Raw genomic sequence first — 26111 nt, forward strand, 5'->3', positions numbered from 1 at the left:
AGCTGAACCTCCCGGGCCAGGGGCCTACGCCTCGCCCTTGCCCGGCTCCAGGAACTGCATGTCCAGCTGGATCTTCACGGCCTCGCCGAGCATGCCGGGGGCGAACGTCAGGCCGTACTCACTGCGGCGGATCTCGCCCGTCGCCTCGAAACCGGCGTGGCGCGTCTCGCCGAAGTCGCCGAGGCCGCCGAACTCCACGGCCAGCGTCACCGGGCGGGTGACATCCCCGATGGTCAGCTCGCCCGCCATCGTCCAGTCCTCGCCGGAACCGGAGATCCCGGTCGAGCGGAACGCCATCGTCGGGCGCTTCTCCACGTCGAGCAGGTCGGAGGCGCGGACGTGCGCGTCCCGGTCCGGGTTGCCGGTGTCGATCGACGCCAGGGCGATGGTGGCGCTCACCACCGTGTCGTCGAGGGTCTCGCCCACCACCAGCTCCGCGTCGAACTCCGTGAAACGGCCACGCACCTTGGAGATGCCCAGGTGGCGGATGGTGAAGTTCACGGCGGAGTGCAGCGGGTCAAGCGTCCAGCGGCCCGCAGGCAGGGGCAGGGCGGTGGTGGCGGCAGCGTCAGTGGTGTGGGTCTCAGTGGTCATGCCGTCCACTCTGGGGCGAGCGCCGGACCCGAGGAAGGCCGGGCGGAGACTGGTAGTGGCAGGGCCACGATCAGGGGCGGCGGCCCCAGGATGCACCCTGATACGTTCGAACGGTGAGCGAGAACGAGCTGGGATCCTTCCTCCGTACCCGCCGCGAGGCCGTCACGCCCGCCGAAGCGGGACTACCCACCGGCGCGCGCCGCCGCACGCCCGGACTGCGCCGCTCCGAAGTCGCCACCCTCGCCGGAATCAGCGTCGAGTACCTGACCCGCCTGGAACAGGGCCGCGACCGCAACCCGTCGCCGTCCGTGCTCGGTTCGCTCGCCGACACCCTGCGGCTCACCGTCGAGGAGCGCGTCCACCTGCGCCGCCTGCAGAAGGCCGGCAGCGGCGCCGACGACCCCTGCTGCTCCGCCGCCCCGCCCCCGGCGCTGTCCGTGCGGCCCACCGTGCGCGCCCTGGTCGACCGCCTCGAACCCACCCCGGCCGTCCTGCTCAACCGGCTCAGCGACGTCCTCACGTACACGACGGCCTACGAACGGCTCGCCCGCCCCCTCGGCCTGCTCGACGGCGAACGGCCCAACCTGCTGCGGTTCGTCTTCACCGACGAGCGGGCCCGCACCGTCTTCCCCGAGTGGGACCGCGTCGCCGACGAGCAGATCGCGCACCTCAGGAACGAATCGCCGATGATCGACCCCCATGTGGTGCAGTTCGTCGACGAGTTGACGGTGCTCGCGGGCGCGCCGTTCGCCGACCGTGTCGAGGCCGTGCCCGGCCTGCCGCGCCGCAGCGGCGTGGAGCGCCTCGCGCACCCCGAGGTGGGCGCGCTGCGCCTGTCGTACGAGACGCTGGCGCTGCCCGACGTCGACGGTCAGCGCCTCCTCGTCCACCTCCCGGCCGACGACGCCACCTCGGCGGCCCTGGACCAGCTCAACGGCCGCCAGCCCGGCGGCCTGCGCGCGGTCAGCGGCTGAGGCCCGTCCGCGCCTCAGCGGCCCGCGCCCCCGTCCACCTCCCGCGCGTACGGCGGCTCCGCCCCCGCCCGTGAGCACGTGACCGCCGCCGCGCGGGCCGCGAAGCGCAGCACCTCGGCCCAGGCGTCGCCATCGAGCCCCGCCGCCGTCCGCGCGGACAGGGCGTCCCGCGCGGCCAGGGAGTGCAGCAGCGCCGCGTTCACCGTGTCGCCCGCGCCGATCGTGTCCACGACGTCGACCGGAACGCCGGGCACCGAGACCTCACCGCAGGCGCGCGTGAAGACGGACAGGCCCTCGCCGCCCCGCGTCACCACCACGGCCGCCGGGCCCGACGCCAGCCACTCCTCGGGCGTGCCGCCCAGCCAGCGGGCGTCCTCCTCGGACAGCTTCAGGAGCGCCACCGACGGCAGCCAGCTCTTGAACCGGGCACGGTAGGCGTCCGCGTCGGCGATGAGTCCGGCGCGGATGTTGGGGTCGAGCGCCGTGAAGACGCCGCGGGCCGCCTCGCGCCGCATCAGCTCCTCGTACGCGCTCGCGCCCGGCTCCAGGACGAGCGAGCAGGTCCCGAAGGACATCGCCCGGACCCGGTCCGGGACCCGGCGGGGCACGGCGAAGAGCCGGTCGGCGGTGCCGTCCACGTAGAAGGAGTACCCGGCCGAGCCGTCGGCGCCGATCGAGGCGACGGCCAGGGTCGTCGGCTCGGCGCCCCGCTGGACGTACGACACGTCGACGTCAGCCGCCCGCAGACCCGCGAGCAGCGCCTCTCCGAACGCGTCGAGCGAGACCCGGGAGCAGAAGGCGGTGGGGGAGCCGAGGCGGCCGAGGGCGATCGCCGTGTTGTAAGGGCCGCCGCCGAGGCGCGGCGCCAGGTCCGGCAGCACGGGGTGCCGCGCGTCCCGCGGCGCACCCTGCGGCACGAGGTCGATGAGGGCCTCACCTGCGACGACTATCACTGACGGTTCCTTCCCGGCGTGCGGCTCCGGCGGTCCGGCGGTCGGGCCCGCGGACGTTCGCGCGCCCTGGAGCCCCGGCCTCCGCCTGCGGACAGGCTAGGGCCTGACCCGGCGGGCGCGGCCGATGCGGGCGGCACTCGGGCACCGCCGCGCCCCACCCGGTCACGGGGTACCCGGGCCCGACCGTGCCACCTGGTCACGGGGCACCCGGGCCCGACCGTGCCATCCGGCCCCACGACACCCCACCGGTAAGGTCATGATTCGTCGCCGAACCAGCCTGACCTGTGGAGACTTCATGCCCGGCACGTCCCCCGCCCGCCGCACCGTGCTGCGCGCGGCTGCCCTCGCCCCGGCCGTGGGGCTCGGGCTCACCGCCTGCTCCTCCGGCGGCAACGGCAGCCGTTCCGCGCCGACCGAGCCGGTGGACCTCGGCGCGGCCGACGCGGTTCCTGTGGGCGGATCGAAGCTCTACCCGGACGAGAACGTGGTGGTCAGCCGGATCGCCGACGACGAGTACAAGGCGTTCAGCAGCATCTGCACGCACGCCCGGTGCCCCATCGAGAAGCTTCAGGGCGCCGAGCTGACCTGTCAGTGCCACGGCAGCCAGTTCGACGCGAGGAACGGCAAGGTGCTGCGCGAGCCCGCCGTGACACCCCTGGAGGAGCTGCCGGTGAAGGTCGCGGGCGGCAAGATCGTGGCGGGCCCGGGAGCCTGAGGCGTCACTCCCAGTCCCAGCCGATGCCGATGATCCCGGCCCGCACCTGCGGCTCCACGAGGTGGACCGACCGATGGCTGCCGCTCAGCGTCAGCTCGCGCAGGCCCAGGCGGGGCGCGGCCGCCGAACGCTGTGTGAAGCGGTGGCAGCGGACGGGCAGGGTGCCCTCCGCGAAGCGGACCTGGAGGGCGTACTGGCCACCGGTGAAGCTGAAACCGCGCACGTACTCGGCGCTCGTCCCGGCCGTGCCGTCCTCGAAGCCGTAACAGAACAGGTGCGTGTCACCCGCGCGCAGCCGGGCGTCGAACAGCAGCTCGGCGACCAGGACACCCGTGTCGTGGTGCCAGCGCACCCGGCCGGTGCGGCAGTTCTCCAGGGCCCGCACCTCCATCCGCTCCGGGGCGCAGCCGGGGTCCCCGTGGTGGATGGCCAGATAGCGGTCGATCCCGTCCGTGTGGGCGCGTACGACATGCTGGGAATCGCGTCCCAGCAGCTCACGATGGGCGCCTATGCGTATGCGCTCATGGTGGCCGACGGTGTGCAGGCCGCCGTCGAGCGGGGACTCCAGGTCCGCGAGGAGCTTCTGCAGGACGTCGGAGGCCTCCACCAGGGAACGGTAAGAACGGGCCGCGGGGCGTTCGGTGTTGATACGCTCCTCGGCCTGGGCGAGCAGCCGGATGAGTGATTCCTCCGGCAGCCGCAGGATCTCCTCGAGGGCGCGTACGGCCCGTAGTGACTCGGCGCGCTGAGGGCGGCGCGCGCCCTGTTGCCAGTAGCTCAGACTGGTCACGCCGACGTGGACGCCCGCGCGGGCGAGATGGTGGCGCACGCGTTGCAGGGGCAGGCGCCGGGCGGCGATGGCGGCGCGCAGGGCGACGTGGAACGGGCCGGTGCGCAGGGCGGTGGCGAGGTCTGCCGGGGTGTCGTCCGCGACGGGCGTCGCGTGGGGCGTTGTGTGGGGGGTCACGTTCCGCACCGCAGGTCCTTTCTGTGAACGTTCACTCCGGCCGCGCGGGTGTACGCCCCGGTCGAAGCGGGTGGCCAGGTGAGCGTGCGAGCGGCGTTCACAGATGTACGCCGTTGTTCACGCTTCAAACCATGCCGCATTGAAGCGTGTTGACCTGCACTGGACAACACCTGATGCTCAATCGCAGCGTCCGGACGCGCTCCTCCACATCCCACCCCCACTCCGCTCGGGAGGAACGCGATGCACCACTCCACCCGCGGATCGAGCCGTCGCAGACGGCTGTCCGCACTGGCCGTCGCCGCGGCGGCCTTCCTCGCCGTACCGGCGGCCACCGCCGCCGCGGCACCCCACGACACGTCGTCGACCGTCGCTCCGGCCGCCTCGGGAGCGGCCGACCCGTCGGTCCTCGCCGCCAAGCGCCTGAACATCACGATGCAGGCGCAACAGAAGACCAACTGGTGCTGGGCCGCGGCGGGCAACACCATCGCCACGTACCTCGGCAGGAACTACAGCCAGAACCAGTTCTGCAACGCCGCCTTCGGCCGCAACCAGAACACCGAGTGCCCCAACAACCAGGCCACCCTCGGCAACGTCCAGACCGGCCTCCGCTGGGCGGGCATCAACTCCGGTTCTTACGTCACCGGCTGGCTGCGCTACCCCACCGTGCAGTCCGAGATCAACGCGAACCGGCCCGTCGAGACCCGCATCCAGTGGTCCAACGGCGGCGGCCACATGCACGTCATCTACGGCTACGACACCGCCAACAGCTGGGTGTACTGGGGCGACCCGTGGCCATCGAGCGACCGCTACAACTGGGCGTCCCACGGCTGGTACGTCAACAACAGCACCTTCTCCTGGACCCACTCGCTGTACCGGATAGGGGCGTGAGAGCGATGACCAGTCCCCTTTCTCGCGGTCCCGTTCCCTCCGGTCGTCCTTCCGGCCGGGCTTCTTCCGGTCGTGCTTCTTCCGGTCGCGCGCTGAAGGCCGTGCTCGCGGGCTCGGCCGCCACCCTGCTCCTCGGCCTCGCGGCCCCGCACGCCACGGCCGACTCCGGCCCGGCCGCGAAGCCCGCGCCGCCCGCGCCCTCAGCCCCCTCGGACGCCGCCCGCGGCGCCGCACACGACGCGGCCGAGGCCCCGAAGACCCTCGACACGCTGTCCCGCTTCTTCGCCCGCGAGGGAGCCGTCACGAAGGCCGCGGCCGAGCCGCGCGTGGCAGGCGACAAGGCCGTGCCCGTCTACTACTTGTCGCCCGACTTCGTCGCCGGCAAGAAGGACGCCCCCGTCGCCCGTATGGAGTTCCTGGCCAGCAAGGCGGTCTCCTCCGACGGCCAGGAGGCATCGCTCTGGTCCGTCCGGCAGGCAGGCTCCTGGAAGATCGTGAACATCGCCACCGGGGACGACGAGACCCACTACGCGCGCGTGGGTGCCGACAAGCTCCCCGGAGGCACCGTCTTCCACGAGCCGCAGATCAACGGCTGGTACGTCACCAAGGGGGCGCGCGTCCTGCCGCTCGACAAGGACGCCGTGCGCGCGGTCGGCGCGCAGGGGACCTCGACCGACGCCTACCGCAAGCGGGTCCAGAAGGCGTACGGGGACAAACTGCCGGGGTCGGCGTACGCCAAGTCGGGCAAGGCGGGCGGCTACTCCGAGGAACCGGCGGCCGAGTCGGCCAAGGCGGGCGGGGCGCCCGAGTCCGCCTCGTCCTCCTCCTCCGACGGGGCGGTCACCGTCGCCTCCACCGTGGCCGGAGCCGGGGCGCTGGTCGCCCTCGGCCTGTCCGGCGCGGCCCTGCTCCGGCGTCGTTCCCGCCGCCTGAGCTGACCTGGCCCCGGCCGCCGGCCGGGACGTTTCCCGCACCCGCCCGCCCCGCACAGGGCGGGCGGGTGCACCGTGAGCGGTCGCCCGGACGCGCCGGGGCCGGGGGAGAGAAGCGGACGCGCTGAAGCGGGCGAGAAGAGCGCACGGCCCGAGCCTCGGCGCCGCACGGCCGCCGCCACTGACTGTCACTGCTCGCCAGTAGGCTGTCCGACATGGCCGACCCTTCCAGCTACCGCCCCAAGCCGGGACAGATCCCCGACTCGCCGGGGGTCTACAAGTTCCGCGACGAGCACCGCCGGGTGATCTACGTCGGGAAGGCCAAGAGCCTGCGCCAGCGCCTGGCGAGCTACTTCCAGGACCTGGCGAACCTCCACCCGCGCACGGCCACGATGGTGACGACGGCGGCCTCCGTCGAGTGGACCGTCGTCGCCACGGAGACCGCGGCGCTCCAGCTGGAGTACACCTGGATCAAGGAGTACGACCCGCGCTTCAACGTCAAGTACCGCGACGACAAGAGCTACCCGTACCTCGCGGTGACGATGAACGAGCAGTTCCCGCGCGTGCAGGTGATGCGCGGTCAGAAGAAGAAGGGCGTGCGCTACTTCGGTCCCTACGGCCACGCGTGGGCGATCCGCGACACCGTGGACCTGCTCCTGCGCGTGTTCCCGGTCCGCACCTGCTCCGCCGGGGTCTTCAAGAACGCCGCCCGCACGGGCCGCCCCTGCCTGCTCGGCTACATCGGCAAGTGCTCGGCGCCCTGCGTGGACCGGGTCTCCGCCGAGGAGCACCGCGAACTGGCCGAGGACTTCTGCGAGTTCATGACCGGCCGCACGGGGACGTACATCCGGCGCCTGGAGCGGCAGATGACGGACGCCGCCGAGGACATGGAGTACGAGCGCGCGGCCCGGCTGCGCGACGACATAGACGCCCTCAAGAAGGCGATGGAGAAGAGCGCCGTCGTCCTCGCCGACGCCACCGACGCCGACCTGATCGCCGTCGCCGAGGACGAGCTGGAGGCGGCCGTCCAGATCTTCCACGTGCGCGGCGGACGCGTGCGCGGCCAGCGCGGCTGGGTCACCGACAAAGTCGAGGCGGTCACCACCGCCGACCTCGTGGAACACGCGCTCCAGCAGCTCTACGGAGAGGAGACGGGCGACTCCGTCCCCAAGGAGGTGCTCGTCCCCGCCCTGCCGGACCCCGTCGAGCCGGTCCAGGAGTGGCTCACCCAGCGCCGCGGGTCGAACGTGTCCCTGCGGATCCCGCAGCGCGGCGACAAGAAGGCCCTCATGGAGACCGTCGCGCGCAACGCCCAGCAGTCCCTCGTGCTGCACAAGACCAAGCGCGCCTCCGACCTCACGACCCGCTCCCGCGCCCTGGAGGAGATCGCGGCCGCCCTGGAGCTCGACAGCGCGCCCCTGCGCATCGAGTGCTACGACATCTCCCACCTCCAGGGCGACGACGTCGTCGCCTCCATGGTCGTCTTCGAGGACGGCCTCGCCCGCAAGAGCGAGTACCGCCGCTTCCAGATCAAGGGCTTCGAGGGGCAGGACGACGTCCGGTCCATGCACGAAGTGCTCACCCGGCGCTTCCGGCGCTATCTGGCCGAGAAGGAGAAGACGGGGGAGTGGTCCCCGGAACAGGCTCAGGAGAGCCTCACCGAGGAGGACGGGCGGCCCAAGAAGTTCGCGTACCCGCCGCAGCTCGTCGTCGTCGACGGCGGCCAGCCGCAGGTCGCCGCCGCCCAGCGGGCCCTGGACGAGCTGGGCATCGACGACATCGCCGTCTGCGGCCTCGCCAAGCGCCTGGAAGAGGTCTGGGTGCCCGGCGAGGACGACCCGGTGATCCTGCCGCGCACCAGCGAGGGGCTCTACCTGCTCCAGCGGGTGCGCGACGAGGCGCACCGGTTCGCGATCGGCTACCAGCGGTCGAAGCGGACCAAACGCTTCAAGGCGAGCCCGTTGGACGCGGTGCCCGGCCTGGGCGAGGCTCGCAAACAGACACTGATCAAGCACTTCGGTTCGGTGAAGAAGCTCCGGTCCGCGACCATCGACCAGATCTGCGAGGTCCCGGGCATAGGCCGCAAGACGGCGGAGGCCGTCCTCGCGGCCTTCGCCCAGGCCGTCCCGGCGGCGCCCGCGGTGAACACCGCGACTGGAGAGATCATGGAAGAGGAGGAACCCGCGACGGCGGGTGACTCCGGCCACGGCGAGCAGCCCGCACCCGCGGGAGACTCGTCCGACGGCGGCGGGCATTCCGCACCGGCGGAAGACTCGCACGGCGACGGGCCCGACACGACCGGGGCCCCGAGCGACAGCGAGGCGCCCACGCGCGTGGGCGCCGCACGGACACGACGGGGGATGGAGACATGAGCGAGCACGACGAAGGCGGAACACAAGTGAGTACGGGCACGACCATCGAACCGGGCGAAGCCGCGGAGGCGGCCATCCCCGAGCTGGTGATCATCTCCGGGATGTCCGGCGCGGGTCGCTCCACGGCCGCGAAGTGCCTGGAGGACCTCGGCTGGTTCGTCGTCGACAACCTGCCGCCCGCGCTGATCCCCACCATGGTGGAGCTGGGCGCCCGCTCCCAGGGCAACGTCGCGCGCATCGCGGTCGTCGTCGACGTCCGCGGCCGCCGCTTCTTCGACAACCTGCGCCAGTCCCTCGCGGACCTGGAGTCCAAGCACGTCACCCGGCGCATCGTGTTCCTGGAGTCCTCCGACGACGCCCTGGTGCGCCGCTTCGAGTCGGTGCGCCGCCCGCACCCGCTGCAGGGCGACGGCCGCATCGTCGACGGCATCGCGGCCGAGCGCGAGCTCCTGCGCGAGCTGCGCGGCGACGCCGACCTGGTCATCGACACCTCCAGCCTGAACGTGCACGAGCTGCGCGCCAAGATGGACGCCCAGTTCGCGGGCGACGAGGAGCCCGAGCTGCGGGCCACGGTCATGTCCTTCGGCTTCAAGTACGGCCTGCCGGTCGACGCCGACCTCGTCGTCGACATGCGCTTCCTGCCCAACCCGCACTGGGTCCCCGAGCTGCGCCCCTACACCGGGCTCAACGAGGAGGTGTCGGCGTACGTCTTCAACCAGCCCGGCGCCAAGGAGTTCCTCGACCGCTACACCGAACTGCTCCAGCTGATCGCCGCGGGCTACCGCCGCGAGGGCAAGCGGTACGTGACCATCGCCGTGGGCTGTACGGGCGGCAAGCACCGCTCCGTCGCCACGTCGGAGAAGCTGGCGGCCCGACTGACCGCCGCCGGGATCGAGACCGTCCTCGTCCACCGGGACATGGGGCGCGAATGAAGCCCAACCGCCGGGTGCTCCGCCTGAACCGCCTGGGCCGCAAGCGGGGCACCCAGCCCAAGGTCGTCGCCCTCGGCGGCGGCATGGGCCTGTCCGCGTCGCTCGCCGCGCTGCGCCGCATCACCGGCGACCTCACCGCCGTGGTGACGGTCGCCGACGACGGCGGCTCCAGCGGGCGGCTGCGCGCCGAGCTGGGCGTGCTGCCGCCCGGCGACCTGCGCAAGGCCCTCGCCGCGCTGTGCGGCGACGACGACTGGGGCCAGACCTGGTCCCGCGTCATCCAGCACCGCTTCCAGTCCCGCGGCGACCTGCACGAGCACGCGGTGGGCAATCTGCTGATCGTCGCCCTGTGGGAACAGCTCGGCGACCACGTCCAGGCCCTGGATCTGGTCGGCAGGCTGCTCGGCGCGCAGGGGCGCGTGCTGCCCATGTCCGCCGTGCCGCTGGAGCTCCAGGCCCTGGTCAAGGGCCACGACCCGGACCGCCCCGACGACGTGGACACCGTCCGCGGCCAGGCCACGGTCGCGCTCACCCCGGGTGAGGTGCAGTCCGTGCACGTCGTCCCGCAGGACCCGCCGGCCGTGCCGGAGGCCGTCGCCGCCGTCCTTGACGCCGACTGGGTGGTTCTCGGCCCCGGGTCCTGGTTCTCCTCGGTGATCCCGCACCTCCTGGTGCCGGAGCTGCTCGACGCGCTCACCGAGACCAAGGCCCGCCGGGTCCTCTCGCTGAACCTCGCGCCGCAACCCGGAGAAACCGAAGGGTTCTCTCCGCAGCGTCATTTGGAGGTTTTGGCCCGACACGCCCCTAAACTCGCCCTGGACGTGGTGCTGGCCGACGAGGCCGCCGTGCCCGACCGTGGATCTCTGACCGACGCCGCCAAGCGGTTCGGCGCCACGGTGGAGCTGGCGCCGGTGGCCCGCGAGGACGGCAGCCCCAAGCACGACCCGGAGCTGCTGGCCGCCGCGTACGACCGTATTTTTCGGATGCATGGAAGGATCGGCCCATGGCGATGACGGCAGCGGTGAAGGACGAGATCTCCCGGCTCCCCGTCACCCGGACCTGCTGCAGAAAAGCAGAGGTCTCGTCGATCCTGCGGTTCGCGGGCGGTCTGCACCTGGTGAGCGGCCGCATCGTGATCGAGGCGGAGCTGGACACCGCGATGGCGGCGCGCCGCCTCAAGCGGGACATCCTGGAGATCTTCGGGCACAGCTCGGAGCTGATCGTGATGGCCCCCGGCGGCCTGCGCCGCGGCTCGCGCTACGTCGTTCGAGTGGTCGCGGGCGGCGACCAGCTGGCCCGCCAGACCGGCCTGGTGGACGGCCGCGGCCGGCCCATCCGCGGCCTGCCCCCGCAGGTGGTCTCGGGGGCCACCTGCGACGCCGAGGCGGCCTGGCGCGGCGCCTTCCTCGCGCACGGCTCGCTGACCGAGCCCGGCCGCTCCTCCTCCCTGGAGGTGACCTGCCCGGGGCCCGAGGCGGCGCTCGCGCTGGTCGGGGCGGCCCGGCGGCTGCAGATCGCCGCGAAGGCCCGTGAGGTGCGCGGTGTGGACCGCGTCGTCGTCCGGGACGGGGACGCCATCGGCGCCCTGCTGACCCGGCTCGGTGCCCATGAGTCGGTGCTCGCCTGGGAGGAGCGGCGGATGCGGCGCGAGGTCCGCGCCACCGCCAACCGCCTCGCCAACTTCGACGACGCCAACCTGCGCCGCTCGGCCCGTGCCGCCGTCGCCGCGGGCGCCCGGGTGCAGCGCGCCCTGGAGATCCTCGGCGAGGAGGTGCCCGAGCACCTCGCGGCCGCCGGCCGACTGCGCATGGAGCACAAGCAGGCCTCCCTGGAGGAGCTGGGCGCGCTCGCCGACCCGCCGCTGACCAAGGACGCCGTCGCGGGCCGCATCCGGCGCCTGCTCGCGATGGCCGACAAGCGGGCGCAGGACCTCGGCATCCCCGGCACGGAGTCCAACCTGAGCGAGGAGCTCGCCGACAACATGGTCGTCTGAGCCGCCGCATGGTTGTCTGAGCCGTCGCATGGTCGTCTGAGACCGCCGCACCCCCGAAGCCGCCGGTGGCCCCATGGGCCCCGGCGGCTTCCGCGTGCCCGGAGAACCTCGCGGCCCGGCCGGGGAGCCGCTCACCCGCCGTATTGACATGATCATGAAGCGTGACGAGCCTGGCGTTCGCGCACACACGTGCCGGACAACTGCAAGGGGGGCTCATGAGACGAAGAGCGAGCGCGAGATCCGTCCTCGCCGCGAGCGCACTGCTCGTCGGCGGACTCGCCGCCGCACCGCACGCCCAGGCGAGCGGACCGGCCAAGGCTTCGGCAGCCGACGACCCGGCGGCCGTCAAGGTCTACCGGGCCGACGTCACCAAGAAGCAGATACCGATCCTGATCGAGGCGGGCCAGGACGCCCATGAACTCGCCGGACAGGCGCCCGAACGCGGCACCGGCCGCGTCGAGCTGTACCTGACCGAGGGCCAGGCCGACGCGATCGAGCGCAAGGGCGTCGACCTCAGCGAGCACAAGGTGTCCGCCGCCGCCGCGAAGCGGGTGAAGGCCGCGGGGGACGGCGTCTACAGGCCGTACAGCGGAAAGGGCGGACTCCAGGAGGAGATCGTCAGGACCGGGCAGGCCCACCCCGGCCTCACCAAGGTCGTCTCCATCGGCAAGACGGTCCAGGGCAAGGACATCCTCGCGCTCAAGCTGTCCAAGAACGCCAAGAAGTCCAAGGACGGCTCCAAGCCCGCCACGCTGTACATGTCCAACCAGCACGCGCGCGAGTGGATCACCCCCGAGATGACCCGCCGCCTGATGCACCACTACCTGGACAACTACGGCAAGGACAAGCGGATCACCAAGCTCGTGAACTCCACCGAGCTGTGGTTCGTGCTCTCCGCCAACCCCGACGGCTACGACTTCACGCACGCGGCCGGAGGCGACCGGCAGTGGCGCAAGAACCTCCGTGACATCGACGGCGACGGCAGGACGGCCCCCGGTGACGGCGTCGACCTGAACCGCAACTTCGCCTACAAGTGGGGCTACGACAACGAGGGTTCCTCGCCCGAGGCGTCCTCGGAGACCTACCGCGGCACCGGACCGATGTCCGAGCCCGAGACCAGGGCGATCGACCGCTTCCAGAAGCGCATCGGCTTCACGTACGGCATCAACTACCATTCCGCCGCCGAACTGATCCTCTACGGAGTGGGCTGGCAGGTCGCCACCCCCACCCCGGACGACGTGCTCTACAAGGCGCTCGCCGGCACCCCCGAGAAGCCGGCCGTCCCCGGCTACCACCCGCAGGTGTCCTCCGAGCTGTACACCACCAACGGCGAGGCCGACGGCCACGCGGGCAACGTCAACGGCATCCCGATGTTCACGCCGGAGATGTCCACCTGCCAGACCGCCTCGAACGTGGACCCCGATGACGCCTGGCGGCCCCAGGACTGCGCCTCCATCTTCACCTTCCCCGACGACGAGAAGCTGATCCAGCAGGAGTTCGCGAAGAACGTCCCCTTCGCGCTCGCCGTCGCCGAGACCGCACTCCACCCCGACCGGCCCGTGTCGGTCACCGGCATCGAAGCCCCCGACTTCACGCCCGACGCCTTCAGCGCGTCGTACGCGCGCAGAGGCGGCCAGGAAGTCGCCGTCACCGCCCGCAAGTCCGTGCGCTCCAAGGAGCTCAACTACCGGATCAACGGCGGCCGTACGCACGACGAGAAGCTCAAGGCCTGGAAGGGCGGCGAGACCTACGGCGGCGAGGACAACCTGTACTTCGACCAGTACCGCGCCGAGGTCGAGGGCGCCCGCGCGGGTGACAAGGTCGAGGTGTGGTTCAGCGGGCGCGACAAGAAGGGGAAGAAGGGCCGCACCCAGAGCGAGCACTTCACGTACACCGTGGCCGAACGCCCCAAGGCGAGCACCCTCGTCGTCGCCGAGGAAGGCGCCCCCGCCACCCAGACCCAGAAGTACGTCGACGCCCTGAAGGCGGGCGGACGCTCGGCCGCCGTGTGGGACGTCGCCAAGCAGGGCGTCCCGCACCCGCTCGGGGTCCTCTCGCACTTCTCCGCCGTCGTCCACCACACCGGCGATTCCGTGCCCGGCGCGCCCACCCAGCTCGCCCTGCGCGCCTACCTCAACGAGGGCGGCAAGCTGGTCGAGTCCGGCGAGCGGACCGGCAGCGACGTCGACCTCGGCGAAGCCCTCACCGACGACTTCGCGCAGTACTACCTGGGCGCCTACGAACGCCTCTCCGCGCCCGACGCCAAGAGCTTCAGCGGCGCGGGGGCGCTCGCCGGGGCGAACGGCGCGCTCGGCGCGGCCGAGGGCAACCCGCTGGACAAGGCGGGCCGCTTCACCGTCACCTCCGACACCCTGCCCGCCAAGGAGTTCCCGCAGTTCAAGAGCGCCGCGGGCGGCTCCTACCCCGGTCTCAGCAACCCCTACGCGCCCTTCGCGGGCCAGGGCATGGCCTCGGCGACCCACGCCGACCGGGACTACAAGCGGCTCACCCGCACCTTCGACCTGACCGGCGTCACGGCCGCCGACAAGCCGGAGCTGCGGCTCGCCCTGAACTGGAACCTGGAGCCCGGCTTCGACCACGGCCTGCTCGAGGCGCACACCACGGGCGCCGACGACTGGACCACGCTGCCCGACCGCAACGGCGGCTCCTCGGCCACCGTGCCCGCTCAGTGCGCGGCCGGGTTCTTCATCAACGGCCACCCCTTCCTCAAGCACTACCTGACGCAGAGTGCCACGGGCTGCGCGGCGAGCGGCAGCAGCGGCTCCTGGAACAGCTTCACCGGCTCCTCCGGCGGCTGGAAGCAGGTCGCCTTCGACCTCGGCGCCTACGCGGGCAAGAAGGTGGAGGTGTCGCTCAGCGCCGTCACCGACCCCGGCAGCGGCGGCCGCGGTCTGTTCGCCGACAACGCCCAGCTGGTCGTCGGCGGCAGCGCCACCGAGACCGAGGGATTCGAGTCCTCGCTCGGCTCCTGGGCCGTCGCCCCGGCCCCGCCCGGAAGCCCCAATATCACGGGCGACTGGGCGCGCACCGGGGAGCTCTACAAGTCCCACGCCGCGATCACAGCGCGTGACAGCGTGCTGCTCGGCTTCGGCCTCGAACACCTCCCCTCGGCGGCCGACCGGGCCCGGCTCCTGGGCAAGGCACTGGACCACCTGCGCCGCTGACGCTGCGTAGTCGGGACCAAGGTCCCGGTGGCCGGTGCCCCTACTGGGGGGTACGGGCCATCGGGTCTCCGGGGCCCCTGTCGATGTCACCCCGGAGCCGCCGGAGAGGTAGGGTCGGAGGCGGTCGGGGACATCCCATACAACTCGCCGGCGTCTCAGACCGGCGTACCAACGAGGAGATCGGTTCGTGACGATCCGCGTAGGCATCAACGGCTTTGGCCGCATCGGGCGCAACTACTTCCGCGCGCTCCTCGAGCAGGGTGCGGACATCGAGATCGTGGCTGTCAACGACCTGGGTGACACCGCCACGACGGCTCACCTGCTCAAGTACGACACCATCCTGGGCCGCCTCAAGGCCGAGGTGTCGCACACCGAGGACACCATCACCGTCGACGGCCACACCATCAAGGTGCTGTCCGAGCGCAACCCCGCCGACATCCCGTGGGGCCGGCTGGGCGTCGACATCGTGATCGAGTCCACCGGCATCTTCACCAAGAAGGCGGACGCCGAGAAGCACATCGCCGGTGGCGCGAAGAAGGTCCTCATCTCGGCTCCGGCCAAGGACGAGGACATCACCATCGTGATGGGCGTCAACCAGGACAAGTACGACCCGGCGAACCACCACGTCATCTCCAACGCCTCCTGCACCACCAACTGTGTGGCGCCGATGGCCAAGGTTCTCGACGAGAACTTCGGCATCGTCAAGGGCCTGATGACGACGGTGCACGCGTACACCAACGACCAGCGCATCCTGGACTTCCCGCACTCGGACCTGCGCCGCGCCCGCGCCGCCGCCGAGAACATCATCCCGACCACGACGGGCGCCGCGAAGGCCACCGCCCTGGTCCTGCCGCAGCTCAAGGGCAAGCTCGACGGCATCGCCATGCGCGTGCCGGTCCCGACGGGCTCCGCCACCGACCTGGTCGTCGAGCTGCAGCGCGAGGTCACCAAGGACGAGGTCAACGCCGCGTTCAAGAAGGCCGCCGACGACGGCGACCTCAAGGGCATCCTCTACTACACCGAGGATCCGATCGTGTCGTCCGACATCGTCAGCGACCCGGCCTCCTGCACCTTCGACTCCTCCCTGACCATGGTCCAGGAGGGCAAGTCGGTGAAGATCCTCGGCTGGTACGACAACGAGTGGGGCTACTCCAACCGTCTCGTCGACCTCACGGTCTTCGTCGGCGGCCAGCTCTAAGCGGGCAGCGGCTCAGAGCCAGGCATCTCGATGTGAGCACAGGGTCCGGACGGTGCAGTGTCGCGCCGTTCGGGCCCTGTCGCGTGAGCACCCCTCAAGAAGTCCCAGTCACGGAGTCCTATTCATGAAGACGATCGACGAACTTCTCGCCGCCGGTGTCGCGGGCAAGCGGGTCTTCGTCCGCGCCGACCTCAACGTGCCGCTCGACGGTACGACGATCACCGACGACGGCCGCATCCGCGCGGTCCTGCCCACCGTCAAGGCGCTCGCCGACGCGGGCGCCCGCGTGGTCGTCGCCTCGCACCTGGGCCGCCCCAAGGGTGCCCCGGACCCGGCGTTCTCGCTGGCCCCGGCCGCGGCGCGGATCGGTGAACTCCTGAGTGCCGACGTCCGGTTCGCCACCGACACCGTCGGCGACTCGGCCAAGGCCACGGTCGCCGGCCTCGCCGACGGCCAGGTCGCCGTCATCGAGAACCTGCGCTTCAACGCGGGCGAGACCTCCAAGGACGACGCCGAGCGCGGTGCCTTCGCCGACCAGCTCGCGGCCCTGGCCGATGTCTACGTAGGCGACGGTTTCGGCGCGGTGCACCGCAAGCACGCCTCCGTGTTCGACCTGCCGGGCCGTCTGCCGCACTACGCCGGCTACCTCATCGCCACCGAGGTCGGCGTCCTGAAGAAGCTCACCGACGACGTCGAGCGGCCCTACGCCGTCGTCCTCGGCGGTGCCAAGGTCTCCGACAAGCTCGGTGTGATCGACCACCTCCTGGAGAAGGCCGACCGCATCCTCATCGGGGGCGGCATGGCGTACACCTTCCTCAAGGCCCAGGGCCACGAGGTCGGCATCTCCCTCCTGCAGGAGGACCAGATCCCGGCCGTGCTCGGCTACCTCAAGCGCGCCGAGGAGAAGGGCGTCGAGTTCGTGCTCCCCGTCGACGTCCTGGTCTCGACGGAGTTCCCGGACCTGAAGACCAAGGCTCCGGCCAACCCCACCACGGTCGCCGCGGACGCCATCCCGGCCGACCAGGAGGGCCTCGACATCGGCCCCGAGACCCGCAAGCTCTACGCCTCGAAGCTCGCCGACGCCGCCACCGTCTTCTGGAACGGCCCCATGGGCGTCTTCGAGCACCCCGACTACGCCGAGGGCACCAAGGCGGTCGCCCAGGCCCTTCTCGACTCGTCGGCCTTCACGGTCGTCGGCGGCGGCGACTCCGCCGCGGCCGTGCGCATCCTGGGCTTCGACGAGACCGCATTCGGTCACATCTCGACCGGCGGCGGCGCCTCCCTCGAATACCTCGAGGGCAAGACGCTCCCCGGTCTCGCCGCACTGGAGAACTGACACCCCTCATGACGAATCAGACCACCCGCACGCCGATCATGGCGGGCAACTGGAAGATGAACCTCAACCACCTCGAGGCCATCGCGCACGTCCAGAAGCTCGCGTTCGCCCTGGCCGACAAGGACTACGAGGCCGTCGAGGTCGCCGTCCTGCCGCCCTTCACCGACCTGCGCTCCGTGCAGACCCTGGTCGACGGCGACAAGCTCAAGATCAAGTACGGCGCCCAGGACATCTCGGCGCACGACTCCGGGGCCTACACCGGCGAGATCTCGGGCCCGATGCTCTCCAAGCTGAAGTGCACGTACGTGGCCGTGGGCCACTCCGAGCGCCGTCAGTACCACAACGAGACCGACGAGCTCTGCAACGCCAAGGTCAAGGCCGCCTTCAAGCACGGCATCACGCCGATCCTGTGCGTCGGTGAGGGCCTGGACATCCGCAAGGCCGGCCAGCAGGTCCAGTACACGCTGAACCAGCTCGACGGCGGCCTCAAGGACGTCCCGGCCGAGCAGGCCGAGTCCATCGTGATCGCCTACGAGCCGGTGTGGGCCATCGGCACCGGCGAGGTCGCCACCCCCGAGGACGCCCAGGAGGTGTGCGGCGCGATCCGCGGCCGCCTCGCCGAGCTGTACTCGCAGGAGCTGGCCGACAAGGTCCGCATCCAGTACGGCGGCTCCGTGAAGGCGAAGAACGTCGCCGACATCATGGCGCAGCCCGACGTCGACGGTGCCCTGGTGGGCGGCGCGGCGCTGGACGCGGACGAGTTCGTCAAGATCGTTCGCTTCGGCGACCAGTGACGAGACCAGTGAGTATGCGCTAGCCGCGATACGTCGTACCCTTGCGGGGTCCGAGGCTTGTTCTCTGAGCCATGGTGCTCACCGAAGAGCTTCGGGCCCCGTCGTCGATTCAGATCCGAGGAAGTTGGTCCAGCCGTGGTTATGGGGTTCTCGATCGCCCTGATCGTCTTCAGCCTGCTGCTGATGCTGCTGGTGCTGATGCACAAGGGCAAGGGCGGCGGCCTTTCCGACATGTTCGGTGGCGGCATGCAGTCGTCCGTCGGCGGCTCCTCGGTCGCCGAGCGCAACCTCGACCGCATCACGGTCGTGGTCGGTCTGCTGTGGTTCGCGAGCATTGTCGTGCTCGGCATCCTGATGAAGGTCAACAACTGACAGCAGTTGGGTGCCGCCCGCCCTTTCGGCTGCGGTCCTGTTCGCTGTCCCGCTCATAGCCCCATGTTCAGTACGCGCCCCCGTGCGCGGCTTATCATGGGGCTTGCGTGTCGGGGTGGGGTGTAACTCCCAACACTGGACGCGCGTTGGGCCTTACGTAGACTGAGGCACCCGCAGCGGAGCCGGCAGTCGACCCCGCGGCGCAGCCGCCGTTCGACACAGGCAGCACCATCACGCAGGGAGTTACGACCGTGGCAAGTGGCAACGCGATCCGGGGAAGCCGGGTCGGGGCGGGGCCGATGGGCGAGGCCGAGCGCGGCGAGTCCGCGCCGCGGCTGCGCATCTCCTTCTGGTGCTCCAACGGGCACGAGACGCAGCCGAGCTTCGCCAGCGACGCGCAGGTCCCCGACACCTGGGACTGCCCCCGCTGCGGCTTTCCGGCGGGCCAGGACCGGGACAACCCCCCGGACCCGCCGCGCACCGAGCCGTACAAAACACACCTGGCGTACGTGCGCGAGCGGCGCAGCGACGCGGACGGCGAGGCCATCCTCGCGGAAGCGCTCGCCAAACTGCGGGGCGAGATCTAGGACTTGAGACCGGCCGGACACCCTCGGGTGCCCGGCCGGAGCTGTCTGCCCTCCCGAGCCGCGGCCACATGTCGGCTTCCCACGTCGAAGCCGCTGGTCAGCGCCGCGCCCGACCTCGATGTCAGTGGTGGCCGCTACGGTTTGACCGTGGCTCGGTGAACCCTCACAGACCTCGGGGGACCGCCGTGCCGTGGATGAACCACGGGGTGGGGAGGGGGAGTTGTGACGGTTGCTGTCCAAGTGGGCGGGACGGGCGAGCGAAGTGTCGCCTGGCGCGGTGGGTTCGGGCGGCTGTGGGGCGCCGCGGTGCTCTCCAGCTTCGGGGACTCGCTGCGCAAGGCCGCGCTGCCGCTGCTCGCCGCTTCCCTCACCGACGACCCGCTGCTCATCGTGTCGGTGACCGCCTGCGGCTATCTGCCGTGGCTGGTGTTCGGACTGGTCGGGGGTGCCGTGGCCGACCGGGTGGACCAGCGGCGGGCCATGTGGGCCGTGGACGTGGCGCGGGGGCTGCTCGTGGCGGTCTTCGCCGTGGCCGTCGCCGCGGGGCACGCCACGATCGGGCTGCTCATCGCCCTCGCCCTGGTGCTCACGACACTCCAGACGCTGTTCGACAACGCCGCCACGGCCCTCCTGCCCGCCCTCGTGGACCGCACCGCCCTGGCCAGCGCCAACGCCCGGCTCCTGACCGGCCAGCAACTCGCAGGCGGCCTCCTCGCCGCCCCCGCCGTGCCCCTGCTGCTCACCGCGTCCGACTCCCTGCCGTACGCGGCCGACGCGGCCACCTACCTCCTCGCGGCGGCACTCGTGGCGTCCCTCAGGGTGCCCGCCCCCGAGCACCCGCCCAGACCCGCCGGGGCCACGCTGCGCTCCGACATCGCCGACGGGCTGCGCGCCCTGTGGCGGGACCGGGCGCTGCGCGGCCTGTGCGCGGCCACCGCGCTGTGCAACGTGGGCATGGGCGCCCTCATCGCCACCCTCGTCGTCCTCGTCACCGGCTGGCTCGACGCGGGCAGCGGCGGGTACGCGGCGGCGATGACGGCCTACGCCGCCGGGAGCCTGGCCGGCGGGGTGCTCGCGGGACGGCTCGCGCGCCGCCTCGGCCGCATCCGCGGCGTGCTCGTCGCCGGGACGGCCCAGATCGCCGCGCTCGTCGTGATGGGCACGGTGCGCAGCACAGGGGCGCTGGTCGCCGCGATGGCCCTGTTCGGCGTCATGGGCATGGTGTGGAACGTGAGCACCAGGACTCTGATGCAGGAGCGCGGACCCGCCGAGATGCTGGGCCGGATCAGCTCCGCGTTCCGGACCCTCGCCATCGCCGGGGCGCCCCTCGGAGCGCTGCTCGGCGGGGCCGCGGCGGCCCTGTGGGGCGCGAACACCCCGGCGCTGCTCGCGGCCGTCCTCTTCGTGCTCTCCGTCACCGCGCTGCTGCCCGCGCTTAGGTCGGCCGACAGCGGACAGACAACTCGAACCGCTCGCTGATCAATTAGGTTGGGAGGGCAGCGGGGCGAACGCAACGGTACTCAGGTTGTACGAGAGAAGGCTGAAGTCCGAGATGAACGCAACTGAGAGGGACGCACGGAGCGCTCAGAACAAGGGCGGTGGTGGGCGACGGGCGGGACGCACCAAGCTGAATCAGACGCCCGAATGGACGGCGCTGGCCAAGCACAAGGAGCAGTTGGGGGAGGTGCGGCTGCGGGAGCTGTTCGACGCTGATCCGGCGCGCGGCACCGGCTACACCCTCCGGGTGGGCGACCTGCACATCGACTACTCCAAGCACCTGGTGACCGACGAGACGCTGACGCTGCTGCGGGAGCTCGCGGTGGCGACGGACGTCTTCGGCCTTCGCGACGCCATGTTCCGCGGCGAGAAGATCAACACCACCGAGGGCCGCGCGGTCCTGCACACGGCGCTGCGCGCCCCCGCGGGCGCCGCCGTCGAGGTCGACGGCGAGAACGTGGTGCCGGGCGTGCACGCCGTGCTCGACAAGATGTCCGCGTTCGCCGACCAGATCCGCTCCGGCGCCTGGACCGGACACACCGGCAAGCGCATCAAGAACATCGTCAACGTCGGCATCGGCGGCTCCGACCTCGGCCCCGCCATGGCGTACGAGGCCCTGCGGTCCTTCACCGACCGCGACCTGACCGTCCGCTTCGTGTCGAACGTGGACGGCGCCGACCTGCACGAGGCGATCCGCGACCTGGACGCCGCCGAGACGCTGTTCGTCATCGCCTCCAAGACGTTCACCACGATCGAGACGATCACGAACGCGACCTCCGCGCGGAGCTGGCTGCTCACCCAGCTCCGGGCGGACGAGAGCGCCGTCGCCAAGCACTTCGTGGCCCTGTCGACGAACACCGACAAGGTCGCCGACTTCGGCATCGACACGGCCAACATGTTCGAGTTCTGGGACTGGGTCGGCGGCCGGTACTCCTACGACTCGGCGATCGGCCTCGCCCTGATGATCGCCATCGGCCCGGACCGCTTCCGCGAGATGCTCGACGGGTTCCGGCTCGTCGACGAGCACTTCCGCACGGCGCCCGCCGAGGAGAACGCGCCGCTGCTGCTCGGCCTGCTCGGCGTCTGGTACGGCAACTTCCACGACGCGCAGTCGCACGCCGTCCTGCCGTACTCGCACTACCTGTCCAAGTTCACGGCGTACCTCCAGCAGCTCGACATGGAGTCCAACGGCAAGTCCGTGGACCGCGACGGCGATCCGGTGGGCTGGCAGACCGGTCCGGTGGTGTGGGGCACGCCCGGCACGAACGGGCAGCACGCCTACTACCAGCTCATTCACCAGGGCACGAAGCTCATCCCTGCCGACTTCATCGGCTTCGCGAAGCCGGTCGAGGACCTGCGGCCGGGCCTGGTCGCCCAGCACGACCTCCTGATGGCCAACTTCTTCGCGCAGACACAGGCGCTGGCCTTCGGCAAGACGCCCGACGAGGTCCGCGCGGAGGGCGTGCCCGAGGAGCTGGTGCCCCACAAGACGTTCCAGGGCAACCATCCGACGACGACGATCCTCGCGAGCGAGCTGACCCCGTCGGTCCTCGGCCAGCTCATCGCGCTGTACGAGCACAAGGTGTTCGTCCAGGGCGCCGTCTGGAACATCGACTCCTTCGACCAGTGGGGCGTCGAGCTGGGCAAGGTCCTCGCCAAGCGCGTGGAGCCCGCCCTGACGGAGGGCGCGGACGTACCGGGCCTGGACGCGTCCACGACGGCGCTGGTCGCCAAGTACCGGGAGCTGCGCGGGCGTTGATCCCACGGCTCGCCGGTGGCGTCCCGGCCTGCGAAGCCCGGGGCGCCTGGCCCGCGCTGCCCCGTCAACATCCGCCTTCACTCGGATGGCTGACGCGGAGGCGGTCCAGGCGGCAGAGGGCGGGTCACCGCTGAAGCATGGCCGCCATGTCGCAGCAGCAAGGATGGTCCGCCCCCGTACCGCCGCCGCAGCCGAAGAAGCGTCGGAAGTGGCCCTGGGTGCTCTTGGTCGTGTTCCTTTTGATGGCCGGTGGCTGCGTGGCGCTGATCGCGGGTGTCGCGAACGAGGTCGACAAGGAGACCAAGCGCGAGATCACGGTCACGTACGAGGTCACCGGCGACGCCAAGGACGTCGCGATCACCTACTCGACCTACAGCGACGGCGACCTCTCGCAGAACCAACTCAGCGACGTGGAGCTGCCCTGGCGCAAGGAGGAGAAGACGAAGGGGTTCGTGAAGGGGGGAACCCTGGCCGTCACCACAGGAGCCTCCGGCGGCAAGGTCCGCTGCGAGGTCACAGCCGACGGAACCACTCGCACCGCCACGGCCAGCGGCAAGTTCGCCACCGCCACCTGTGACGGTTTCTGACGGCAGCACGCCGACGGGCCCCGGTCCAGAAAGGACCGGGGCCCGTCGGCGCGTACAGCCGGGGTCAGGGCGACGCCGGCGGATACAGATCCCGCGGCAGCTGCGAAGCCGCCGCCGCGTCCAGGAGCCACAGCGTGCGTGCGCGGCCGTACGCGCCCGCTGCCGGGGCCTGGACCTCGCCCGCTCCGGAGAGGGCGATCGCCGCGGCCTTGGCCTTGTCCTCGCCCGCCGCGAGGAGCCAGACCTCGCGGGCCGAGCGGATCGCCGGGAGGGTAAGCGAGATGCGGGTGGGCGGGGGCTTGGGCGCGCCGTGCACGCCGACCACCGTGCGGTCCGTCTCCCGGACCGCCGGCGACTCCGGGAACAGCGACGCCACATGCGTGTCCGGGCCGACGCCCAGCATCAGGACGTCGAACGTCGGGACCGGTCCGCCCGCGGCGGCTGCCGCCGACTGGTAGTGCTCGGGACCGGCGGCCGCCGCGAGTTCGGCGGCGTAGGCCTCGGCCGCCGCATCCGCGCCGTCGCCGTCGGCTCCCTTGGCGTAGGGGCCGTCCGACGCGGGCATGGGGTGCACCCGCGCCGGGTCCAGCGGCACCGAGTCGAGCAGGGCCGCGCGGGCCTGCGTGTAGTTGCGCTCGGGGTCGCCCTCCGGCAGGAACCGCTCGTCGCCCCACCACAGGTCGAGGCGGGACCAGTCCACGGCGTCGCGGGCGGGCGCCGAACTGAGCGCCGCGAGCAGGCCGTTGCCGTTGCGGCCGCCGGTGAGGACCACGGACGCGGAGCCGCGGGCCGCCTGCGCGTCGACGATCTTCGTGATCAGGCGGGCCGCCGCGGCCTGCGCCATCAGCTCCTTGTCGCGGTGCACGACGAGCTGCGGAGCCACCGTCACTTCGCGGCCGCCTTCTTGGCCGGGGCCTTCGCCGAGGCCTTCTTGGCAGCCCCGGACCCGGACTCGGCCTTGGCGTCGGCGCCGTCCTTGGCGCCGTCGCCGGCCGCCCCCCCGGCCGACTCCGCGGCCGCGGACGCCGCCTCGCCGAGCCGGTCCACGCCGAAGCGCAGCGCGGCCGCGTACGTGTCGTCCGGGTCCAGGCGCCGCAGCTCCTCCGCGATCAGCTCGGACGTCTCACGGCGCTTGAGGGCGACCGCGCGGTCCGGCTGACCTTGGATGGACAGGGTGGCGAGGGAGCCGTCGGCCCGGTCGAGCACGATCGGGCCGCAGTTGGTCTCCATGCGCACCCCGGTCAGGCCGGGGCCCGGCGACACGGTGCGCTTGACCGGCACGGAGAGCCGCTCGGCCAGCCACATCGCGAGGAGTTCGACGCTCGGGTTGAACTCCTCGCCGTCCACCGCGGCGGCGGTGACCTCGCACGAGACCTGGTCCAGGGCCGCGGCCAGCATCGAGCGCCACGGCGTGATGCGGGTCCAGGACAGGTCCGTGTCGCCGGGGTGGTAGGCCTCGGCGCGGGCGGTCAGCTCGTGGATGGGCTGCTCGGCGGCGTAGGTGTCCGTGACGCGGCGCTGCGCGAGCGCGCCGAGGGGGTCCTTCGCGGGGTCCAGCGGCGCGTTCACCGGCCACCAGGCGACGACCGGGGCGTCGGGGAGCAGCAGGGGCAGGACCACCGACTGGGCGTGGTTCAGGACCTCGCCGTAAAGGCGCAGAATGACCGTTTCTCCGGTGCCCGCGTCCGCGCCGACCCGGACCTCGGCGTCCAGGCGCGAGGTCGTACGGTCCCGCGGCGAGCGCGAGACCCGCTTGATGACGACCAGCGTGCGCGAGGGGTGCTCGCGCGAGGCCTCGCTCGCGGCCTTCAGCGCGTCGTAGGCGTTCTCCTCGTCGGTGACGATGACGAGGGTGAGCACCATGCCGACGGCCGGGGTGCCGATCGCGCGGCGGCCCTGCACGAGCGCCTTGTTGATCTTGCTGGCCGTGGTGTCCGTCAGGTCGATCTTCATGGCCGACGCCAGCTCCGTCCGTCTTGTGCGAGCATTTCGTCCGCCTCGACCGGGCCCCAGGTACCGGCCGGGTACTGCGCGGGCTTGCCGTGCCGGTCCCAGTACTCCTCGATCGGGTCGAGGATGTTCCAGGACAGCTCGACCTCCTCCGTGCGCGGGAAGAGGTTGGCGTCGCCGAGCAGCACGTCCAGGATGAGGCGCTCGTACGCCTCGGGGCTGGACTCGGTGAAGGACTCGCCGTAGGCGAAGTCCATCGACACGTCCCGGATCTCCATGGACGTGCCCGGCACCTTCGAGCCGAAGCGGACCGTGATGCCCTCGTCCGGCTGGACGCGGATGACGATCGCGTTCTGCCCGAGCTCCTCGGTGGCCGTGTGGTCGAAGGGGGAGTGCGGCGCGCGCTGGAAGACGACCGCGATCTCCGTGACGCGGCGGCCGAGGCGCTTGCCGGTGCGCAGGTAGAACGGGACGCCCGCCCAGCGGCGGTTGTCCACCTGGAGCTTGATGGCGGCGTAGGTGTCGGTCTTCGACTTGGGGTCGATGCCGTCTTCCTGGAGGTAGCCGACGGCCTTCTCGCCGCCCTGCCAGCCCGCGGAGTACTGTCCGCGCACGGTGTCCTTGCCGAGGTCCTTGGGCAGCTTCACCGCGCCGAGGACCTTCGCCTTCTCCGCGACCAGGGCGTCCGCGTCGAAGGAGGCGGGCTCCTCCATCGCGGTCAGCGCCATCAGCTGGAGCAGGTGGTTCTGGATGACGTCACGGGCGGCGCCGATGCCGTCGTAGTACCCGGCGCGGCCGCCGATGCCGATGTCCTCGGCCATCGTGATCTGCACGTGGTCGACGTACGACCGATTCCAGATGGGCTCGAACATCTGGTTGGCGAAGCGCAGCGCCAGGATGTTCTGGACGGTCTCCTTGCCGAGGTAGTGGTCGATCCGGAACACCTGGTCCGGGGCGAACACCTCGTGCACGATCGCGTTCAGTTCCTTGGCGGACTTCAGGTCGTGCCCGAAGGGCTTCTCGATGACCGCGCGCCGCCAGGAGCCCTCCGGGGCGTCCGCGAGCTCGTGCTTCTTGAGCTGCTGGACGACCTGCGGGAAGAACTTCGGGGGCACGGAGAGGTAGAAGGCGAAGTTGCCGCCCGTGCCCTGCTTCTTGTCCAGGTCCTGGATGGTCGCCTTGAGCTGCTCGAAGGCCTCGTCGTCGTCGAAGTTGCCCTGGACGAAGCGCATGCCCTGGATGAGCTGCTGCCAGACCTCCTCGCGGAAGGGCGTGCGCGCGTGCTGCTTGACCGCGTCGTGCACCTCCTGCGCGAAGTCCTCGTCCTGCCACTCGCGGCGGGCGAACCCGATGAGCGAGAAGCCCGGCGGCAGCAGCCCGCGGTTGGCCAGGTCGTACACGGCGGGCATCAGCTTTTTACGGGACAAATCGCCCGTGACGCCAAAAATGACCAGGCCCGACGGCCCCGCGATACGCGGGAGCCGTCGGTCCGCGGCGTCACGCAGCGGATTGCTGCTTGACAAGGT

General features: G+C 71.4%; 23 protein-coding genes. 17 read left to right on the forward strand and 6 right to left on the reverse strand.

All coding sequences use genetic code 11. The annotated features are described in order from the left end of the window. Positions 1-24: 24 nt before the first annotated feature. Positions 25-594: a YceI family protein gene (locus tag QUY26_RS30555; RefSeq protein ID WP_289952252.1), complete on the reverse strand. Its 570-nt coding sequence runs from the start codon at positions 592-594 to the stop codon at positions 25-27. Between the two features lie 113 nt (positions 595-707). On the opposite strand from QUY26_RS30555, the gene QUY26_RS30560 reads away from it, so the two are divergent. Next, a complete protein-coding gene (locus QUY26_RS30560; RefSeq protein ID WP_289952253.1) occupies positions 708-1568 on the forward strand; it encodes a helix-turn-helix domain-containing protein in 861 nt (286 codons plus the stop codon). A 14-nt stretch (positions 1569-1582) separates the two neighbouring features. Here QUY26_RS30560 and QUY26_RS30565 read toward each other — a convergent pair whose 3' ends face one another. Beyond that, the gene (locus QUY26_RS30565; protein WP_289952254.1) at positions 1583-2521 is read right to left on the reverse strand and encodes a carbohydrate kinase family protein; all 939 of its coding nucleotides are present in this window, start codon (positions 2519-2521) and stop codon (positions 1583-1585) included. A 295-nt stretch (positions 2522-2816) separates the two neighbouring features. Between QUY26_RS30565 and QUY26_RS30570 the strand changes: the two genes are divergently transcribed. Continuing rightward, entirely contained in the window at positions 2817-3236 is a 420-nt protein-coding gene (locus QUY26_RS30570; RefSeq protein WP_289952255.1) for a Rieske (2Fe-2S) protein, read from the forward strand. A 4-nt stretch (positions 3237-3240) separates the two neighbouring features. Here QUY26_RS30570 and QUY26_RS30575 read toward each other — a convergent pair whose 3' ends face one another. Beyond that, positions 3241-4212: a hypothetical protein gene (locus tag QUY26_RS30575; protein ID WP_436840434.1), complete on the reverse strand. Its 972-nt coding sequence runs from the start codon at positions 4210-4212 to the stop codon at positions 3241-3243. Between the two features lie 231 nt (positions 4213-4443). On the opposite strand from QUY26_RS30575, the gene QUY26_RS30580 reads away from it, so the two are divergent. From QUY26_RS30580 to QUY26_RS30650, 15 genes are all read left to right on the forward strand, one after another. Continuing rightward, positions 4444-5091: a papain-like cysteine protease family protein gene (locus QUY26_RS30580; protein ID WP_289952258.1), complete on the forward strand. Its 648-nt coding sequence runs from the start codon at positions 4444-4446 to the stop codon at positions 5089-5091. A 92-nt stretch (positions 5092-5183) separates the two neighbouring features. After that, a complete protein-coding gene (locus QUY26_RS30585) occupies positions 5184-6029 on the forward strand; it encodes a hypothetical protein (protein ID WP_436840541.1) in 846 nt (281 codons plus the stop codon). Between the two features lie 209 nt (positions 6030-6238). After that, positions 6239-8395 carry an excinuclease ABC subunit UvrC gene (gene uvrC, locus QUY26_RS30590; RefSeq protein WP_289952261.1) on the forward strand — a complete coding sequence of 719 codons (2157 nt, stop codon included), beginning with the start codon at positions 6239-6241 and terminating at the stop codon, positions 8393-8395. Further along, positions 8392-9327: an RNase adapter RapZ gene (gene rapZ / locus QUY26_RS30595; protein WP_289952264.1), complete on the forward strand. Its 936-nt coding sequence runs from the start codon at positions 8392-8394 to the stop codon at positions 9325-9327. The genes uvrC and rapZ overlap by 4 nt, the downstream gene beginning before the upstream one ends. Continuing rightward, positions 9324-10340, forward strand: a complete 1017-nt coding sequence (locus tag QUY26_RS30600) for a gluconeogenesis factor YvcK family protein (protein ID WP_289952266.1) — start codon at positions 9324-9326, stop codon at positions 10338-10340. Before rapZ ends, QUY26_RS30600 begins: the two co-directional genes overlap by 4 nt. Continuing rightward, the gene (whiA, locus tag QUY26_RS30605; protein ID WP_030358801.1) at positions 10331-11320 is read left to right on the forward strand and encodes a DNA-binding protein WhiA; all 990 of its coding nucleotides are present in this window, start codon (positions 10331-10333) and stop codon (positions 11318-11320) included. The genes QUY26_RS30600 and whiA overlap by 10 nt, the downstream gene beginning before the upstream one ends. Positions 11321-11535: 215 nt before the next feature. After that, positions 11536-14505 (forward strand): M14 family metallopeptidase, encoded by a 2970-nt coding sequence (locus QUY26_RS30610; protein ID WP_289952271.1) that lies wholly within the window; start codon positions 11536-11538, stop codon positions 14503-14505. 187 nt (positions 14506-14692) lie between these two features. After that, complete coding sequence (gap, locus tag QUY26_RS30615; protein ID WP_289952272.1) at positions 14693-15703, forward strand: type I glyceraldehyde-3-phosphate dehydrogenase; 1011 nt, start codon at positions 14693-14695, stop codon at positions 15701-15703. Positions 15704-15827: 124 nt separating this feature from the next. Continuing rightward, complete coding sequence (locus QUY26_RS30620) at positions 15828-17039, forward strand: phosphoglycerate kinase (protein ID WP_289952274.1); 1212 nt, start codon at positions 15828-15830, stop codon at positions 17037-17039. A gap of 8 nt (positions 17040-17047) precedes the next feature. Then, the gene (gene tpiA / locus QUY26_RS30625; RefSeq protein ID WP_289952275.1) at positions 17048-17833 is read left to right on the forward strand and encodes a triose-phosphate isomerase; all 786 of its coding nucleotides are present in this window, start codon (positions 17048-17050) and stop codon (positions 17831-17833) included. 141 nt (positions 17834-17974) lie between these two features. Next, positions 17975-18205, forward strand: a complete 231-nt coding sequence (gene secG / locus QUY26_RS30630) for a preprotein translocase subunit SecG (RefSeq protein WP_030358806.1) — start codon at positions 17975-17977, stop codon at positions 18203-18205. Between the two features lie 251 nt (positions 18206-18456). Continuing rightward, positions 18457-18792 (forward strand): RNA polymerase-binding protein RbpA, encoded by a 336-nt coding sequence (locus tag QUY26_RS30635; protein ID WP_003957010.1) that lies wholly within the window; start codon positions 18457-18459, stop codon positions 18790-18792. Positions 18793-19014: 222 nt separating this feature from the next. Beyond that, positions 19015-20271, forward strand: a complete 1257-nt coding sequence (locus QUY26_RS30640) for an MFS transporter (protein WP_289952381.1) — start codon at positions 19015-19017, stop codon at positions 20269-20271. Between the two features lie 73 nt (positions 20272-20344). Next, the gene (gene pgi, locus QUY26_RS30645; RefSeq protein WP_289952382.1) at positions 20345-22048 is read left to right on the forward strand and encodes a glucose-6-phosphate isomerase; all 1704 of its coding nucleotides are present in this window, start codon (positions 20345-20347) and stop codon (positions 22046-22048) included. Between the two features lie 146 nt (positions 22049-22194). Beyond that, positions 22195-22635, forward strand: a complete 441-nt coding sequence (locus tag QUY26_RS30650) for an MmpS family transport accessory protein (protein WP_289952384.1) — start codon at positions 22195-22197, stop codon at positions 22633-22635. A gap of 64 nt (positions 22636-22699) precedes the next feature. On the opposite strand, the gene pgl is transcribed toward QUY26_RS30650, so the two are convergent. From pgl to zwf, 3 genes are read right to left on the reverse strand one after another with little or no spacing between them, the layout of a single operon-like run. Further along, positions 22700-23524: a 6-phosphogluconolactonase gene (gene pgl, locus QUY26_RS30655; protein WP_289952386.1), complete on the reverse strand. Its 825-nt coding sequence runs from the start codon at positions 23522-23524 to the stop codon at positions 22700-22702. After that, positions 23521-24588: a glucose-6-phosphate dehydrogenase assembly protein OpcA gene (gene opcA / locus QUY26_RS30660; protein WP_289952388.1), complete on the reverse strand. Its 1068-nt coding sequence runs from the start codon at positions 24586-24588 to the stop codon at positions 23521-23523. The genes pgl and opcA overlap by 4 nt, the downstream gene beginning before the upstream one ends. Beyond that, positions 24585-26108, reverse strand: coding sequence for a glucose-6-phosphate dehydrogenase (gene zwf, locus QUY26_RS30665; protein WP_289952389.1), 1524 nt, complete (start codon positions 26106-26108; stop codon positions 24585-24587). Before zwf ends, opcA begins: the two co-directional genes overlap by 4 nt. Positions 26109-26111 lie beyond the last annotated feature (3 nt).

Source organism: Streptomyces flavofungini, from assembly GCF_030388665.1.
Classification (GTDB): domain Bacteria; phylum Actinomycetota; class Actinomycetes; order Streptomycetales; family Streptomycetaceae; genus Streptomyces; species Streptomyces flavofungini_A.

Coding starts and splice junctions, on each gene's coding strand:
- secG (WP_030358806.1), top strand. CDS start 17,975: ATGGGGTTCTCGATCGCCCTGATCGTCTTCAGCCTGCTGCTGATGCTG.
- QUY26_RS30570 (WP_289952255.1), top strand. CDS start 2,817: ATGCCCGGCACGTCCCCCGCCCGCCGCACCGTGCTGCGCGCGGCTGCC.
- pgi (WP_289952382.1), top strand. CDS start 20,345: ATGAACGCAACTGAGAGGGACGCACGGAGCGCTCAGAACAAGGGCGGT.
- QUY26_RS30650 (WP_289952384.1), top strand. CDS start 22,195: ATGTCGCAGCAGCAAGGATGGTCCGCCCCCGTACCGCCGCCGCAGCCG.
- QUY26_RS30580 (WP_289952258.1), top strand. CDS start 4,444: ATGCACCACTCCACCCGCGGATCGAGCCGTCGCAGACGGCTGTCCGCA.
- rapZ (WP_289952264.1), top strand. CDS start 8,392: ATGAGCGAGCACGACGAAGGCGGAACACAAGTGAGTACGGGCACGACC.
- tpiA (WP_289952275.1), top strand. CDS start 17,048: ATGACGAATCAGACCACCCGCACGCCGATCATGGCGGGCAACTGGAAG.
- QUY26_RS30610 (WP_289952271.1), top strand. CDS start 11,536: ATGAGACGAAGAGCGAGCGCGAGATCCGTCCTCGCCGCGAGCGCACTG.
- QUY26_RS30620 (WP_289952274.1), top strand. CDS start 15,828: ATGAAGACGATCGACGAACTTCTCGCCGCCGGTGTCGCGGGCAAGCGG.
- QUY26_RS30555 (WP_289952252.1), bottom strand. CDS start 594: ATGACCACTGAGACCCACACCACTGACGCTGCCGCCACCACCGCCCTG.
- QUY26_RS30600 (WP_289952266.1), top strand. CDS start 9,324: ATGAAGCCCAACCGCCGGGTGCTCCGCCTGAACCGCCTGGGCCGCAAG.
- opcA (WP_289952388.1), bottom strand. CDS start 24,588: ATGAAGATCGACCTGACGGACACCACGGCCAGCAAGATCAACAAGGCG.
- uvrC (WP_289952261.1), top strand. CDS start 6,239: ATGGCCGACCCTTCCAGCTACCGCCCCAAGCCGGGACAGATCCCCGAC.
- whiA (WP_030358801.1), top strand. CDS start 10,331: ATGGCGATGACGGCAGCGGTGAAGGACGAGATCTCCCGGCTCCCCGTC.